Origin of the sequence: Kribbella sp. NPDC026596, assembly GCF_040638415.1 — a bacterium.
Classification (GTDB): domain Bacteria; phylum Actinomycetota; class Actinomycetes; order Propionibacteriales; family Kribbellaceae; genus Kribbella.
The window spans coordinates 227,550-242,727 of sequence record NZ_JBEZYF010000004.1 but is presented as its reverse complement, the minus strand read 5'-3'; the positions used below and the strand labels follow the sequence as shown (position 1 = coordinate 242,727).

General features: G+C 68.6%; 14 protein-coding genes. 2 read left to right on the top strand and 12 right to left on the bottom strand.

What is annotated here, in order from left to right; translation table 11 throughout:
- Positions 1 to 270: 270 nt before the first annotated feature.
- The 4 genes from AB0E63_RS05240 to dnaK are packed head-to-tail and all read right to left on the bottom strand — an operon-like array spanning position 271 to position 4,504.
- A complete protein-coding gene (locus AB0E63_RS05240) occupies positions 271 to 726 on the bottom strand; it encodes a helix-turn-helix transcriptional regulator (protein ID WP_360361648.1) in 456 nt (151 codons plus the stop codon).
- Complete coding sequence (dnaJ, locus tag AB0E63_RS05235; protein WP_360361645.1) at positions 726 to 1,907, bottom strand: molecular chaperone DnaJ; 1,182 nt, start codon at positions 1,905 to 1,907, stop codon at positions 726 to 728. Before dnaJ ends, AB0E63_RS05240 begins: the two co-directional genes overlap by 1 nt.
- 27 nt (positions 1,908 to 1,934) lie before the next feature.
- Positions 1,935 to 2,642: a nucleotide exchange factor GrpE gene (grpE, locus tag AB0E63_RS05230; RefSeq protein WP_360361642.1), complete on the bottom strand. Its 708-nt coding sequence runs from the start codon at positions 2,640 to 2,642 to the stop codon at positions 1,935 to 1,937.
- The gene (dnaK, locus tag AB0E63_RS05225) at positions 2,639 to 4,504 is read right to left on the bottom strand and encodes a molecular chaperone DnaK (RefSeq protein WP_360361639.1); all 1,866 of its coding nucleotides are present in this window, start codon (positions 4,502 to 4,504) and stop codon (positions 2,639 to 2,641) included. The genes grpE and dnaK overlap by 4 nt, the downstream gene beginning before the upstream one ends.
- 277 nt (positions 4,505 to 4,781) lie before the next feature.
- Here dnaK and AB0E63_RS05220 point away from each other — a divergent pair, with 277 nt between their 5' ends.
- Positions 4,782 to 5,252 carry a GNAT family N-acetyltransferase gene (locus AB0E63_RS05220; RefSeq protein ID WP_360361637.1) on the top strand — a complete coding sequence of 157 codons (471 nt, stop codon included), beginning with the start codon at positions 4,782 to 4,784 and terminating at the stop codon, positions 5,250 to 5,252.
- A 174-nt stretch (positions 5,253 to 5,426) separates the two neighbouring features.
- A complete protein-coding gene (locus AB0E63_RS05215) occupies positions 5,427 to 6,329 on the top strand; it encodes a type IV toxin-antitoxin system AbiEi family antitoxin domain-containing protein (protein ID WP_360361634.1) in 903 nt (300 codons plus the stop codon).
- A gap of 46 nt (positions 6,330 to 6,375) precedes the next feature.
- Here AB0E63_RS05215 and hutI read toward each other — a convergent pair whose 3' ends face one another.
- The 8 genes from hutI to hutU form a co-directional block, all read right to left on the bottom strand.
- Positions 6,376 to 7,539 carry an imidazolonepropionase gene (gene hutI, locus AB0E63_RS05210; protein ID WP_360361631.1) on the bottom strand — a complete coding sequence of 388 codons (1,164 nt, stop codon included), beginning with the start codon at positions 7,537 to 7,539 and terminating at the stop codon, positions 6,376 to 6,378.
- A complete protein-coding gene (locus AB0E63_RS05205; RefSeq protein WP_360361629.1) occupies positions 7,536 to 8,846 on the bottom strand; it encodes a formimidoylglutamate deiminase in 1,311 nt (436 codons plus the stop codon). The genes hutI and AB0E63_RS05205 overlap by 4 nt, the downstream gene beginning before the upstream one ends.
- Positions 8,843 to 10,015, bottom strand: a complete 1,173-nt coding sequence (locus AB0E63_RS05200; protein WP_360361664.1) for an allantoate amidohydrolase — start codon at positions 10,013 to 10,015, stop codon at positions 8,843 to 8,845. The genes AB0E63_RS05205 and AB0E63_RS05200 overlap by 4 nt, the downstream gene beginning before the upstream one ends.
- A gap of 11 nt (positions 10,016 to 10,026) precedes the next feature.
- Positions 10,027 to 10,956, bottom strand: coding sequence for an ABC transporter substrate-binding protein (locus AB0E63_RS05195; RefSeq protein WP_360361625.1), 930 nt, complete (start codon positions 10,954 to 10,956; stop codon positions 10,027 to 10,029).
- Positions 10,957 to 11,033: 77 nt separating this feature from the next.
- Positions 11,034 to 11,684: an ABC transporter permease gene (locus AB0E63_RS05190; RefSeq protein ID WP_360361622.1), complete on the bottom strand. Its 651-nt coding sequence runs from the start codon at positions 11,682 to 11,684 to the stop codon at positions 11,034 to 11,036.
- A gap of 1 nt (position 11,685) precedes the next feature.
- Complete coding sequence (locus AB0E63_RS05185) at positions 11,686 to 12,342, bottom strand: ABC transporter permease subunit (protein WP_360361619.1); 657 nt, start codon at positions 12,340 to 12,342, stop codon at positions 11,686 to 11,688.
- Positions 12,339 to 13,340 (bottom strand): ABC transporter ATP-binding protein, encoded by a 1,002-nt coding sequence (locus tag AB0E63_RS05180; RefSeq protein ID WP_360361616.1) that lies wholly within the window; start codon positions 13,338 to 13,340, stop codon positions 12,339 to 12,341. The genes AB0E63_RS05185 and AB0E63_RS05180 overlap by 4 nt, the downstream gene beginning before the upstream one ends.
- 173 nt (positions 13,341 to 13,513) lie before the next feature.
- Positions 13,514 to 15,169: a urocanate hydratase gene (gene hutU / locus AB0E63_RS05175; RefSeq protein ID WP_360361614.1), complete on the bottom strand. Its 1,656-nt coding sequence runs from the start codon at positions 15,167 to 15,169 to the stop codon at positions 13,514 to 13,516.
- Positions 15,170 to 15,178: the final 9 nt, after the last annotated feature.

Below are 15,178 nucleotides of genomic sequence, written 5' to 3'. Positions count from 1 at the left end.
GCGAGCCGCAGGGCGGTCCGGTGAGGGACCACCCTGCGGGGGTCGAAGGGCGCCGGGGGGACGGCGCGCCTTCGACTGTGGAGGCGTCGGGGGGACGACGACCTCCACTGGCCGAAGGCTCCGAGGGGTGGGGGTTCGGAGGCCTCCGGCGGTCTGTGCCGGAAGAGCACGTGCTTTGTACCCATTCCGGGTGCCGCGCGAAACGGTGGGGCTCAGAGCCCGGGCGCGGCCGGGAGCTGGGTGCTGGTCAGCGGGGGACCCGCTCGCTCGTCAGCGGGGGCCCAGCTCCAGGGGCTGGGTCCGGATCCAGCGGGTCGTCGTCTGCTGCCGGCCCATCGCGATCACGTCGCCGGCCGGACCGGCCGAGAAGACCCGGCTGCCCGTGTTCTGCCGTGACACACCGACACCACGCTGGACTTCTGCCAGGAGCTGGTTGACCCGCCTTCGCAGGTCCTCCACTTCCGACTGTAGCGCGAGGATGTGCCGAATTCCCGCCAGGTTGATGCCCTCTTCTTGTGACAAATGCTGCACGTACCTCAGCTTCGCCACGTCGTACGCCGAGTACCGCCGGCCCCGGCCGGACGCCCGGCTCGGCGTCACCAAGCCGAGCCGGTCGTACTGGCGCAGGGTCTGCGGATGCATGCCGGCCAGCTGGGCCGCCACCGAGATCACGTAGATCGGGGTGCGGTCGTCCCAGGTCGGCACCTGGCTGAACGGGATACCCATCACGAGCTCCCGAACAACCCGGCCCGCAGATCGGGCTGGTCCGACGTCGAGCTGAACTCCTGCAGCTTGGCGCGCTGCTCTTCGGTCAGCTCGTGCGGGACCTGCACCTCGAGGGTGAGCAGGATGTCGCCCTTGGTGCCGTCCCGCCGTACCGAACCCTTGCCACGGACGCGCAGCTTGCTGCCGTTCGCCGTTCCGGCCGGGATCCGGACCGTGACGGGCATGCCGTCCAGGGTCGGCACCTTGATCTCGGCGCCCAGCGCGGCCTCGGTGAAGCTCACCGGGACGTTCAGCGTCAGGTGCTCGCCCTGCCGGCCGAAGATCCGGTGGGCATGGACATGCACGGTGACGTAGAGGTCGCCGGCGGGGCCACCTCGCTCGCCGGCCGCACCCTTGCCCTTCAGCCGGATCCGCTGGCCGTCCTGCACGCCCGCGGGGATGCGGACCTGCATGGTCTTGCTCGACTGGCCGCGGCCGGAGCCGTGGCAGGTCTCGCACGGCTGGTCGACGACCAGGCCGCGGCCCTTGCACTCGGTGCACGGCTCGGTCATGGCGAACACGCCGCCCTGGACCGAGGTCTGCATCCCCGTGCCCTCGCACTTCAGGCAGACCTTCGGCACCGTGCCGTACTTCGCGCCGGTGCCCCGGCAGGTCTTGCACGGCTCGTCGCTGGTCATCCGCAGCGCCACGGTGACACCGTTCACGGCTTCGGCGAACTCGATCGACGCCTCGGTCTCGATGTCCGCACCGCGCCGCGGCCGGGCCGTCGACGTGCTGGTCGTGGTCCGGCCACCACCGCCGCCGAACATGCCGCCCAGGATGTCGCCGAGGCCGCCACCGCCGCCGCCCGCACCCGAACCGCCGCGGTTGAACAGGTCGCCGACGTCGAAGTTGAACCCGCCGCCGCCCTGACCACTGCCACCCGGCATCCGGAAGCCGCCGCTGCCGAACAGCCGGCGCGCCTCGTCGTACTCCTTGCGCTTCTTGGGATCGCCGACGACGTCGTACGCCTCGGAGACCTCCTTGAACTTGGCCTCCGCGGACGCGTCACCGGCGTTGGAGTCGGGGTGGTACTTGCGCGCCAGCTTGCGGTAGGACTTCTTGATCTCGTCGGCCTCGGCGGTCTTGGAGACGCCGAGAACCTTGTAGAAGTCCTTCTCGAGCCAGTCCTTCGTGCTCATCCGACGCCTCCCCTCCCATCGAGTCCGTTACTCCGCGGACTGGTCCGCGGCCTTGTCGTCATCTGTGTTCTCCACCGGTACGTCGGCCTGTACGGCGTCGGCCGGTAGTTGCTCGGTCGGTTCCGAGACGGCCACCCGGGCCGCCCGCAGGACACGCTCGCCGAGGCGGTACCCCGGCTGCATGACCATCGTCGCGGTCGGGCCGTCCACCTCGTCGGAGTAGTTGTGCAGCAGGGCCTCGTGGATCCGCGGGTCGAAGGAGTCGCCCTTCTCACCGAACTTCACCAGGCCGAGCTTCTCGGTGACCCGTTCCAGCGATTCCGCGACCGCTTTGAACGCACCTTCGAGCTCACCGGCTTCCCGGGCCCGGCCGACGTCGTCCAGGATCCCGAGCAGCTCGGTCAGGACCGACCCGATGACGAGCTCGCGGCTCGCCTCCCGGTCCCGGTCCACCCGGCGCTTGTAGTTGACGTACTCGGCCTGCAGTCGCTGCAGGTCCGCCGTACGCTCGGCGAGCGCCTCGGTCAACAGAGCCTCCTGGGCTGACGGGCCGATCAGGTCCGACGGGTCGCGTGGCGGCTGGGCACCCGGGGTGCCCGGCATGCCCGGTGCGGCACCCGCCGCGGGAGCCTCGGAAGGCTCCCGCAGCGCGCCGGTGTCCGGGTCGATCCGGCGCTTGTCCCGGACGACGGGCTCGCCGTCGCCGAACTCTCTGCCAGTCGGTCGATCCGTCACTTGTCCTCCGTCTTGTCCTGCGGCCGGTCCTCGTCCACGATCTCGGCGTCGACCACGTCGTCGTCGTTGCTGCTCGAGCTGCTCTCGTCGGACGAGGTGCTGCTGTCCTCGGAGCCGCCGGCGGCCTGGGCGTTCGCGTACATCGCGGCACCCATCTTCTGGCTGGACTGGGCGAGCTTCTCCGACGCGGCCTTGATCGTGTCGGCGTCGTCACCCTCGAGCGCCTTCTTCAGCTCCGCGACGCCATCCTTGACCTCGGTCTTGACGTCGTCGGGGATCTTGTCCTCGTTCTCGGACAGGAACTTCTCGGTCTGGTAGACGAGGCTCTCGGCCTGGTTGCGGGACTCGACCGCCTCGCGGCGCTTGCGGTCCTCCTCGGCGTACTGCTCGGCGTCGCGGACCATCTTGTCGATGTCGTCCTTCGGCAGCGCGGAACCGCCGGTGACGGTCATCCGCTGCTCCTTGCCGGTGGCCAGGTCCTTGGCGTTGACGTGCACGATGCCGTTCGCGTCGATGTCGAAGGTGACCTCGATCTGCGGCACGTTGCGCGGCGCCGGCGGCAGGCCGGTCAGCTCGAAGTTGCCGAGCGACTTGTTGTCGCGCGCCATCTCCCGCTCGCCCTGGTAGACCTGGATCATCACCGACGGCTGGTTGTCCTCGGCCGTGGTGAAGATCTCCGAGCCCTTGGTCGGGATCGTGGTGTTGCGCTCGATGATCTTGGTGAACACGCCACCCTTGGTCTCGATGCCCAGGCTCAGCGGGGTGACGTCGAGCAGCAGGACGTCCTTGACCTCACCCTTCAGCACACCGGCCTGCAGGGAGGCGCCGACCGCGACGACCTCGTCCGGGTTCACGCCCTTGAACGCGTCCTTGCCACCGGTCAGCTCCTTGACCAGGTCGGCCACCGCGGGCATCCGGGTCGAACCGCCGACCAGGATGACGTGGTCGATCTTCGACACGTCGATGCCGGCGTCCTTGATGACGGCCTTGAACGGGGCGCGGGCGCGCTCCAGCAGGTCGTTGGTCATCTTCTGGAACTCGGCCCGGGAGAGCTTCTCCTCCAGGTGCAGCGGGCCGGACTCGGTCAGGCTCAGGTACGGCAGGTGGATGGTCGTCTCGGCCGCGGCGGACAGCTCGATCTTGGCCTTCTCGGCGGCCTCGGTGAGCCGCTGCATGGCCATCTTGTCGCCGGACAGGTCGGTGCCGTTCTTGTTCTTGAACTGGGTTACCAGCCACTGGACGATCCGGCTGTCCCAGTCGTCACCACCGAGGTGGTTGTCACCGCTGGTCGCCTTCACCTCGAAGACACCGTCGCCGATCTCCAGCAGGGACACGTCGAACGTGCCACCACCGAGGTCGAAGACCAGGATGGTCTGCTCGTGACCTTTGTCCAAGCCGTACGCGAGCGCGGCCGCGGTCGGCTCGTTGACGATCCGGTGCACCTTCAGGCCGGCGATCTCACCGGCTTCCTTGGTCGCCTGGCGCTGGGCGTCGGTGAAGTACGCCGGCGTGGTGATGACGGCGTCGGTGACCTGCTCCCCGAGATACGCCTCGGCGTCCCGCTTCAGCTTCTGCAGCACGAACGCGCTGATCTGCTGCGGGGTGAACTTCTTGCCGTCGATGTCCACGTTCCAGCTCTCGCCCATGTGACGCTTGACGGAGCGGATGGTGCGGTCGACGTTCGTGGTGGCCTGGCGCTTCGCCACCTCGCCGACCAGGACCTCGCCGTTCTTGGCGAAGGCCACCACCGAGGGCGTCGTGCGCGCTCCCTCGGCGTTGGGGATGACGGTGGGCTCGCCACCTTCCAGTACGGCGATGACGGAGTTCGTCGTACCGAGATCGATACCGACCGCGCGGGCCATGTGTTTACCTCCACACTGTGTGAGTTCGGGGACGTCCCCCGGAACCCCGGACTTGAGTGATGCAGACTCAATGTTGCCGTTCGCCCGCCTCGGTTTCAAATCCGTGACCGAGCAAACTTGAGTTCACTAGGCTCAACATGGCACATGGGTCAGGTCATTCCCAAGGCAACCCCCGGATTTCCGGGTCCCGGCCAGGGTCGGGCCAGGGAGCACCCGAACTGACCCCTGCCGGAGAAAAGGTTTTCCGTGGGAAGGTGTCACCGTGAGACTCCGCCCTATGACCGCCGCTGACCTCGCCGCGGTACTTGCGCTCAACGCCACCGCGGAGGGTCTGGTCGAACCACTCGGCCCGGACCGCCTTGACTGGCTCCGCCTGATCGCCGCGCACGCCGCGGTGGTCGACCTGGACGGCCGCCCGGCCGGCTTCGTCCTCACCTTCACCCCGGGATCGGCGTACGACGGTCTCGAGTTCGGCTGGTTCAGCCAGAACTACGCCGACCGCTTCCTGTTCATCGAACGGATCGTCGTCGACCCCGAACACCACCGCCAGGGCATCGCAACGATGGTCTACCGCGCCATCGAACGCGCCGCCCAGCCCTTCGACCGCGCCGTCACCCGCGTCCGCTCCGATCCACCCGACCAGGCCGGCCTCGCCTTCCACGCCGCCCGCGACTACATAGAAGTAGCCAAACAACGCCACGCCAACGGCACCACCAACGTCCTCCTCACCAAGGACCTGACCGTCTGAGCCCCTGGTCGGGACGATCAGGACCTGGGTTGGCGAACCGCCAGGCCATCACGATCGCGCCAACCTCCGGGCTGCCCGCGCGCGCCGCGGGCCAAAGCGCGAATGTGATGGGCTGGCGGTCCGCCTGTGGACGAACTTCGGCACGATCCGCTACGGTCCGTCATCCTCGGACGTGTGTTGGTCATCGAGGTTCTTCAACGCCGCGGAGGGACAGCGACATTTGCGGAACTGCGGGCTGCTGTCTCGGCCCGTGCCATCCGCGGGGCGCTGGCCGACGGGGCGATCCGACGGATCGCCAAGGGCGTCTACGCGATGCCTCCAGCTGCCGATCCACTCGCCGCAGCCCGTGCACAGGCAGGAGTCGTGTCCCACCTGAGTGCGGCCGTCCTCCACCGTTTCTCGGTGCTCGACCTGCCGACCGAGCCGCACATCACAGTTCCGCGCGGGCAACACCGCCGATTGAGTCCAGTCGCGTGCGAGCTGCACTGGGCCGATGACGTTCCCGCCGACGGGTTCGTGACCGGCAAGCTCCGGACCGTCCTGGACTGCGCGCGTACTTTGCCGTTCGCCGCGGGCCTCACCGTCGCGGACTCGGCCCTCCGGCTCCATGCGGTCGATCGCTCGCAACTGATGGTCGCGGCCGCCGAGCTGAGCGGTCCCGGTTGCCTTCGGGCCCGGCGGGTGGCGGCATCCGCGGACGGCCGGGCGGAGTCACCGCTGGAGTCCGTCCTGCGGGCGATCCTGATCGAAGCGGGCATCGACGGTTTCGAACCTCAGGTCGTGGTTCGGGACCACGGATTCTCTGCCCGAATCGATCTTGGCCACCTAGGACTGCTGATTGCCCTCGAGGCCGACAGCTTCGCGCATCACGGCACGCGGACCGCACTCACCAGAGACTGCCGCCGGCACGTCAACCTCACCATCCGCGGCTGGCGTTTACTCCGCTTCTCCTGGGAGGACGTGATGTTCGACCCCACCTGGGTGGTGGAGGTGATCCGGCAGGCGATGGCCGGATCTCCAGGCCTTCACAATGCGGCCGAAACCGTCTCCGCCAGCCGTGGCCGGCGCGCGCTGTGACGATTGCGATGACCTGGGGGTTCGCTCCCTCCCGCGGACGTTCGTGTTAGACCGGGCGGCCGGCGACGAAGGTTTGGGTGATGAGGGGGACGGCGGGGCGGTAGGAGAGGTGTAGGTGGGTGGGGGCGTTGAGGATGGTGAGGTTGGCTTGGGCGCCGGGGGTCAGGTGGCCGATGTCGGGGCGGCGGAGGGAGGCGGCGCCGCCTGCCGTGGCGGACCAGAGGGCTTCGGCGGGGGTCATGTGCATTTCGCGGACGGCCAGGGCGATGCAGAAGGGCATGGAGGAGGAGTAGCCGGAGCCGGGGTTGCAGTCGGTGGCCAGGGCTACGGTGACGCCGGCGTCGAGGAGGCGGCGGGCGTTCGGGTACGGCGAGCGGGTGGAGAACTCGATCGCGGGGAGTAGGCCGGCGACGACACCGGTGGAGGCGAGGGCGTCGATGTCGGCGTCGGTGAGATAGGTGCAGTGGTCGGCCGCGGCCGCACCGACTGAGCAGGCCAGCTGGACGCCGGGACCCTCGCCGAGCTGGTTGGCGTGGACACGGGCCTGCAGACCGCGCGCCAAGCCGGCCTCGAGGATCGCACGACCCTGGTCCTCGTCGAAGGCACCTCGCTCCACAAACACGTCCACCCACTTGGCGTGCTCCGCGGCCGCGTCGAGCATCGGCCCGGTCACCAGTGAGACATAGCCCGCCGGATCGTCGGCGAACTCGGCCGGGACGACATGCGCTCCCAGGTACGTCGTCTCGTCGGTGAAATGGCTCGCGATCTCGAGCGCCCGCGCCTCATCACCGACCGTCAGCCCGTACCCGGACTTGATCTCGACCGTCGTCGTCCCCTGCCGCCGCATCTCGGTCACCAGCCGGGCGACGTTCGCGGTCAGCTGCTCGTCGGTGGCCTGCCGAGTCGCCGCCACCGTCGTCCGGATCCCGCCGGCGGAGTACGGCGTACCCGTCATGCGGGCCGCGAACTCCTCGGCCCGGTCACCGGCGAACACCAGGTGGGAGTGCGAGTCCACGAACCCCGGGATCACCGCCCGACCGCCGACGTCCATCGACGAGTCCGCCGCGGGCGCCTCGCGCTGTGAGCCGACCCACGCCACCTTGCTGCCCTCGATCACCAGCGCCGCATCGTGAATCTCGCCGAGCAGGTCACCTCGCGCCGGATCGTTGGTCACCAGCGAACCGATCCCGGTCAACAGCAGAGAACTCATCGAGTCACCGCCGCGATCGAGGCGGCCAGCTCGCCCGCCACATCCAGCGAAATATGCTTGCCATCAGCAACCACATGCTTTCCGGACACCACCACATCACGAACGTCGGCGGCCGACGCTGCGAACACCGCGGTCTCCGCGGCTCCGCCGGTCCCCGCCGTACGCACGCTGTCCAACCGGACCGCGACCAGATCGGCGCGCGCACCCACCTCGATCACCCCGGCGTCGCCGAACCCGATCGAGCGATGACCGTCGACCGTTGCCGCACGCAGCAGCTCCGGCGCCGACCAGTGACCGCGCTCCTGGGAGGCGAGCCGCTCGTTGAGCTCCACCGCGCGCATCTCCTCGAACAGGTCGATCACGGCATGACTGTCCGACCCCAGCGTCAACGTCGACCCCCCGTCGCGCAGTGCCGTCGACGGCCCGATCCCGTCGGCCAGGTCCCGCTCGGTGGTCGGGCAGAAGCATGAGTACGTCGCTGAACTGCCGAGCAACCCCACATCGACATCGGTCAGATGGGTCGCATGGACGGCACTCGTCCGGCCACTGAGGAAGCCGGCTTCGTCGAGGACCTGCGCCGGCGTCCGCCCGTACGCCTCGAGACAGGCCGCGTTCTCGGCGACCTGCTCGGACAGATGGATATGAAGCGGTACGTCGGGGAACGCCGAGGCGACCGCACCGAGTTGTTCCTGCGGCACCCCGCGCACCGAATGCGCTGCCGCGCCGACCACGACGTCATCGGAGCCGGACAGCACCGAGACGCGCGACGCCCAGGCCGCGGCGTCGCCATCGCTGAAGCGCTGCTGCACCTCGTTAAGCGGCTGATCGATCCCGCCGGCGACGTAACACGTGTCCAGCAAGGCGATCCGGATCCCGGCATCGCGAGCCGCCGCGATCAACGCCGCACCCATCGCGTTCGGGTCGTCGTACCGGCGGCCGCCCGGGGCGTGATGCAGGTAGTGGAACTCGCCGACCGCGGTGATGCCGGCAAGCAGCATCTCGCTGTACACGGCCCGGGCGAGGTCGTAGTACGAGTCCGGGGTCAGCGCCGCGGCGACGGCGTACATCTGCTCGCGCCAGGTCCAGAAGGTGCCGCGCTCGGTTTGTGTCCGGCCGCGCAGCGCCCGGTGGAACGCGTGGCTGTGGCAGTTCGCCAGACCTGGCAGCACCAGCCCGTCCAGGCGGACAGCATCGCCGGGGTCGGCGTCGGCCGAGACCGAAGCGAAACGGCCGTCGACGACTGTGACCAGGACGCCCGACGCGATGCCGGTCGGGAGGAGAGCGGTCGAGCACCAGTACGACGTCACTTGGCGAGGTCCCTCAGCACGGCGGCCAGCGCGTCGACGCCGGCGAGACAGTCGTCCAACTCGGCGTACTCCGCGGGCGAATGGGACACGCCGGTCGGGTTCCGGACGAACAGCATCGCGGTCGGGATCCCGGCCGCCGAGAACACCCCGGCGTCGTGGCCCGCGCCGGTCGGGAGCACCGGTGCACCATCCAGTACGTCGACCAGCCGGTCCCGCAGGCCGGCCGGGAAGTCCACGATCGGCGACACGGACTCCGGCGTCACCTCGAGCGTCGTACCGTCGCGTTCGGCTCGCTCGGTCGCCTGCTTGGTGATTGCTGAGAGCAACGACTGGAGAGCGTCGTCAGTAGCGGCACGGGCGTCCAGCCAGGCGGTGACCTGGGACGGTACGGCGTTCGTACCGTTGGGCTCGACGGAGAGCCGGCCGAACGTCGCGCGGGCTCCGGCGAGGCGGGCCTGCTTGTTGGCGGCGAGCGCGGTCATGGCGTAGGTGAGCATCGGGTCGTGCCGGTCTTCCATCAGGGTCGTGCCGGCGTGGTTTGCCTCGCCACCGAAGGTGAATCGATACCTACCATGCGGCCAGATCGAGCTCGCGACCCCCACCGGCGCCGTCAGCCCGCGGCCCTGCTCGACATGCAGTTCGACGAACGTCCCCATCCGCTCGAGCAACGGCGACGGCCCGAGGCCCGCCGGATCCGTCCCCGCGGCCTCCAACGCGGCACCGAGTGACACGCCTGAGCGATCCTTCAAAGCCAACGCCTTCGCGGCAGGCAACACCCCTGCCGCGACCCGAGACCCCAGACAAGGCATCCCGAACCGCGACCCTTCCTCCTCCACAAAAGCCCCAACGCCGATCGGCACCGACGGCGTGAACCCCTCAGCCCGCAACTGATCAACAGCAGCCAGTGCCGAAACCACACCAAGAGGCCCGTCGAACGCCCCTCCATCGATCACAGAGTCCAGATGACTACCCGTCACCACACCTGCGCGATCCGATGAACCCCACCAGGCGATGAGGTTGCCTATGCCGTCGGACTCCAGGGTCAGGCCGCGGGTGGCGCACTGGTCGGTGAACCAGTGCGTCGCCTCGCGTTCTGCCGGCGTCCAGCCGCCCCGGTGGTAGCCCCCGGTGTCGGGGTCACGACCGATGGCGGCCAGCGCCGTCCACATGTCCTCGAAACTCAAGACAGCGGGTTCTTCGACAGCCAGTCCTTCGCGACCGCGTCCGCGCTCTCCTTGCCGACGTCGATGCGCTTGACCAGGTCGGTCAGGGCCTCGGTAGTCAGCTTGGCGTCGACCGCGTTCAGCGTCGCGACGATGTCGTCGGACTTGTGGTCGGTCCGGATCAACGGAACGATGTTGTTCGGCGGCAGGATGTTCTCCGGGTCGTCGAGCTGGACCAGGCCCTCGTCCTTGATCACCGCCTGGGTGGTGAACAGGTTCGTCACCTGGATCTGGTTGTCCAACAGCGCCTTGATGCTCAGCGGACCACCCGCGTCCAGCGTCTTGTACTCCTTGAACTCGACGCCGTACTTGTCCTTCAGCCCCTTCAGACCGGCCGACCGGACCTTGAACTCCGAGCTACCACCGGCGACCAGTTCCTTGCCGACCGGCTTCAGGTCGGCCAGCGACTTCAGGCTGTACTTGTCCGCGGTCGCCTTGGTCACCACGATGGTGTCCTCGTCGGTGGCCGGCGACATCTCCAGCACCTCGAGGCCCGGCGTCAGCGCGCCCTTCAGCGCGTCGTACGCCTTGTCCGGGTCGGTCTCGGTGGAGTTCTTGTCGAAGTACGCCAGCGCGGCGCCGGTGTACTCCGGGACCAGGTCGACGGACCCGTCCTTGATCGCGGCCATGTAGGTCTCGCGGTTGCCGATGTTCGGCTTCTTCTTGACCTCGATGCCCTTGGCGGCGAGGGCCTGGCCGTAGATCTCCGCCAGCAGCTGGCTCTCGGAGAAGTCGGCCGAGCCGACGGTGATGCTCGACACCTTGGACGGTGCGGGTGAGGAGCCCGCGTTGTCGCTACCGAGCTGGTCGCCCCCACCCCCACAACCGGCCAGGCCGAGCACCGCCACTCCGGCGATCGCAGTACGGATGAGTGTGGATCTCAACACGAGAGCCTCCAGTGTTCTCGTCAGCCACCGGCAGGTGCCGATGGGTGTTGCCAAGTTCATCAGGTACGTCGGACAGTTCAGCCGATCTTGAGCCCCTCCGAGACCGTGATCCGGCCGATCACCGCGAAGAGCACGTCGAGCAGGATCGCGAGCAGGGCCACCAGCAGGGCGCCGGTGAACATCTGCGGAAAGTCCCGGAGCTTCAGCCCGTCGACCACGTAGCGTCCGAGACCGCCCAGCGACACCAGCGCGGCGATCGTCGCGGTCGAGACGATCTGCAGCGTGGCGCTGCGCAGGCCGGAGATGATCAGCGGCAGCGCGATCGGGATCTCCACCTTGGTCAGGATCTCGCGGCCGGTCATCCCCATCCCCCGGGCCGCGTCGATCGTGGCCGGATCGACACCGGACACCCCGGCGTACGTCGAGGCCAGGATCGGCGGTACGCCGAGGGCGAACAGCGCGATCAGCACCGGCAGGAAGCCGATCTGGTCGGTCAGCAGGACCGCGATCATCAGCAGGCCGAGGCTCGGCAGGGCGCGGGCGGCGTTGCCGAGGTTGATCGCCAGGAACGCGCCACGCCGGGTGTGGCCGATCCGCAGGCCGATCGGCAGCGCGACCACCGCGGCCAGCCCGAGCGCGGCAAACGTGTACCAGACGTGCTCGACGATCCGCGCCCAGATCCCTTCGTTCCCGGACCAGTTGTAGGAGTCGGTGAGGTACTGCCACATGTCAGGCCACCTCTCCCACGGGAGCGGCGACGCGCGCCCACGGAGTCAGGAGTCGCTGCAGCGCGACCAGGATCACGTCGGCGACCAGCGCCAGCAGCAGCGACAGCACCACGCCGACCACGACCGGGGTGAGGAAGTCCTTCTGGAAGCCGAGCGTGAACAGCTCACCCAATCCGCCGATGCCGATCACAGCACCGACGCTGACCATCGAGATGTTGGCCACCGTGACCACGCGCAACCCGGTGAAGATCACCGGTACGGCGATCGGCAGGTCGATCGCGATCACCCGATGCAACGCGCCGTACCCGACCGCGACCGCCGACTGCCGGACGTCGGCCGGTACGGAGCGAAGTCCGTCGATCACGTTGCGGATCAGCAGGGCGACGGTATAGATGGTCAGCGCAACGATGATGTTGACCGTGGACAGCACCTTGGTGCCGAGGACCGCCGGGATCACGATGAACAACGCGATCGACGGCAGTGAGTACAGCACGCCACCCAAGGCGATCAGCGGGTTCGCCAGCCAGGAGTACCGGGTGGCGACGTACCCGAGGGGCACCGAGATGATCAGCCCGAGGATCACCGGGATGATCGCCAGGTAGAGGTGCTCGCGGAGTTGTTCCCAGATCAGCGCGATGTTGTCGGCGATCCAGTTCATGATCGCAACACCTCGGCCACGGTGGCCTGGTCGACGACCCCGATCGCACGCCCGTCGTCGTCGACGCACACGCCACACCCGGTCGGCGAGGTGAGCACGGCGTCGAGGGCCGCACGGAGCGAGTCGCCTCGCTTGAACACGGAGCCGATCGGCAGCAACTCCGTCGCACTCCCGTTGCGCCACCCGACCGGCACGCCGTCCTGCACCGCGAGCGCCTCCGGCAACGGCTTGAGCGGCAAGTCGTCCGGATGGACGAACGTCAGCGCCCGGTAACCGCGATCCTGCCCGACGAACCCCCGGACGAAGTCGTCGACCGGATTCGCGAGCAGCTCGGCCGGCGGGGCGAACTGGGCCAGCTTGCCGCCGACCTGCAGGACGGCGACGTTGTCGCCGAGCTTGATCGCCTCGTCGATGTCGTGAGTGACGAACACGATGGTCTTGCCGATGTCGCGCTGCAGCCGGAGCAACTCCTCCTGCAACTGATGGCGGACGATCGGGTCGACGGCACTGAACGGCTCGTCCATCAACATGATCGCCGGGTCGGCCGCGAGCGCGCGGGCGACGCCGACTCGTTGCTGCTGGCCACCGGACAGCTGGGCCGGATACCGCCCGGCCAGCTTGGGGTCGAGGCCGACGCGCTCGAGCAGTTCCATCGCCGTACTGTGCGCCTTGCGCTTGTCCCAGCCGAGCAGCTTCGGCACGGTGGCGACGTTGTCCACGACCGTCCTGTGCGGGAACAGGCCGGCGTTCTGGATCACGTACCCGATCCCGCGGCGCAACGTGACCGCGTCCTTGCCGTTGATGTCCTCACCGTCGATCGAGATCGTCCCACCGGTCCGCTCGATCGTACGGTTGATCATCCGCAGCGACGTGGTCTTGCCGCAGCCGGACGGACCGACGAACACGGTGATCTCGTTGCTCGGGATCCGCAGGGACAAGGTGTCGACGGCGACGGTGCCGTCCGGATACCGCTTGGTGACGTCCTCGAACTCGATCATGGCGCCCCTTCGCGCTCGTCGTCGGTCGCCCGATCGACCCTAGCGGAACGAGAGACCGAAGCCACGTGATCGCTCGGTTTCTCGCTCCCCGAGAAAGTGCACCATAGCGGTAGGGATTGCTACAGTCGCACTCTGCTATTGCCTTCCCCGCCCCGCCGCCCCAGTCAGGGCAGTCAGGATTCCCGCATCGGAACCCTGACACCTTGTTCGGCCGCGACCTCCGCGGCCTTGTCGTAGCCGGCGTCGACGTGCCGGATGACACCCATCGCCGGGTCGTTGGTGAGTACCCGCTCGAGTTTCTGCCGGGCCAAGTCGGTGCCGTCGGCAACCGATACCTGGCCGGCGTGGATGGACCGGCCCATCCCGACGCCGCCGCCGTGGTGGATCGACACCCAGGACGCGCCGCTGGCCACGTTCACCATCGCGTTCAGCAACGGCCAGTCCGCGATCGCGTCCGAACCGTCCAGCATGCCTTCGGTCTCCCGGTACGGCGACGCGACGCTGCCGGTGTCCAGGTGGTCCCGGCCGATCACGATCGGCGCTTCCAGCTCGCCGGAGGCAACCATGTCGTTGAACCGGACGCCGGCCTTGTCGCGTTCGCCCTGGCCGAGCCAGCAGATCCTTGCCGGCAGCCCCTGGAACGCGACCCGCTCGCCGGCCATCTTGATCCAGCGCGCCAGGTGCTCGTTGTCCGGGAAGAGGTCGAGGATCGCCTGGTCGGTCCTGGCGATGTCGGCCGGGTTGCCCGACAGCGCGGCCCACCGGAACGGTCCCTTGCCCTCACAGAACAGCGGCCGGATGTACGCCGGTACGAAGCCGGGGAACTCGAAGGCCCGGTGGTACCCGGCCTTGCGGGCCTCGTCGCGGATCGAGTTGCCGTAGTCGAACACCTCGGCACCCGCGTCCTGGAAGCCGACCATCGCGGCGACGTGCCGGGCCATCGAGGCCTGCGCGCGCTCGGTGAAACCGGCCGGGTCCTTCTCGCGGGCGGTGGTCCAGTCGTCGAAGTCGATCCCCACCGGCAGGTACATCAGCGGGTCGTGCGCCGAGGTCTGGTCGGTGACGATATCGATCGGCGCGCCCAGCTCCAGCAGTTCCGGCACGATCACCGCGGCGTTGCCCAGGACACCGATCGACAGCGGCCGTCGAGCCTTCTTGGCCTCCTCGGCCAGCCGCAACGCGTGCTCCAGCGAATCCGCGCGTACGTCGAGGTACCGGTGCTCGATCCGCCGGTCGATCCGGGAGGAGTCGACATCGATACAGATCGCGACACCGTCGTTCATGGTGACGGCCAGCGGCTGCGCGCCGCCCATGCCGCCGAGTCCGGCGGTCAGCGTGATCGTCCCGGCCAGCGAGCCGCCGAACTTCTTCGCCGCGACCGCGGCGAACGTCTCGTAGGTGCCCTGCAGGATGCCCTGCGTGCCGATGTAGATCCACGACCCGGCCGTCATCTGGCCGTACATCGTCAGGCCCATCGCCTCGAGCTTGCGGAACTCCTCCCAGGTGGCCCAGTCGCCGACCAGGTTCGAGTTCGCGATCAGTACGCGCGGCGCCCACTCGTGGGTCTGCATGACGCCGACCGGCTTGCCGGACTGCACGAGCATGGTCTCGTCGTCCTTCAGCGTGGTCAGGGTCCGGACCATCGCGTCGAACGAGTTCCAGTCGCGGGCGGCCTTGCCGGAACCGCCGTACACGACGAGTTCGTCGGGGTGCTCGGCGACCTCCGGGTCGAGGTTGTTCTGCAGCATCCGCAGCGCGGCTTCCTGCTGCCAGCCGCGGGCGGTCAGGGTGGTACCGCGGGGCGCGCGCACAGGACGGGGTCCGGACATGGGTGATCC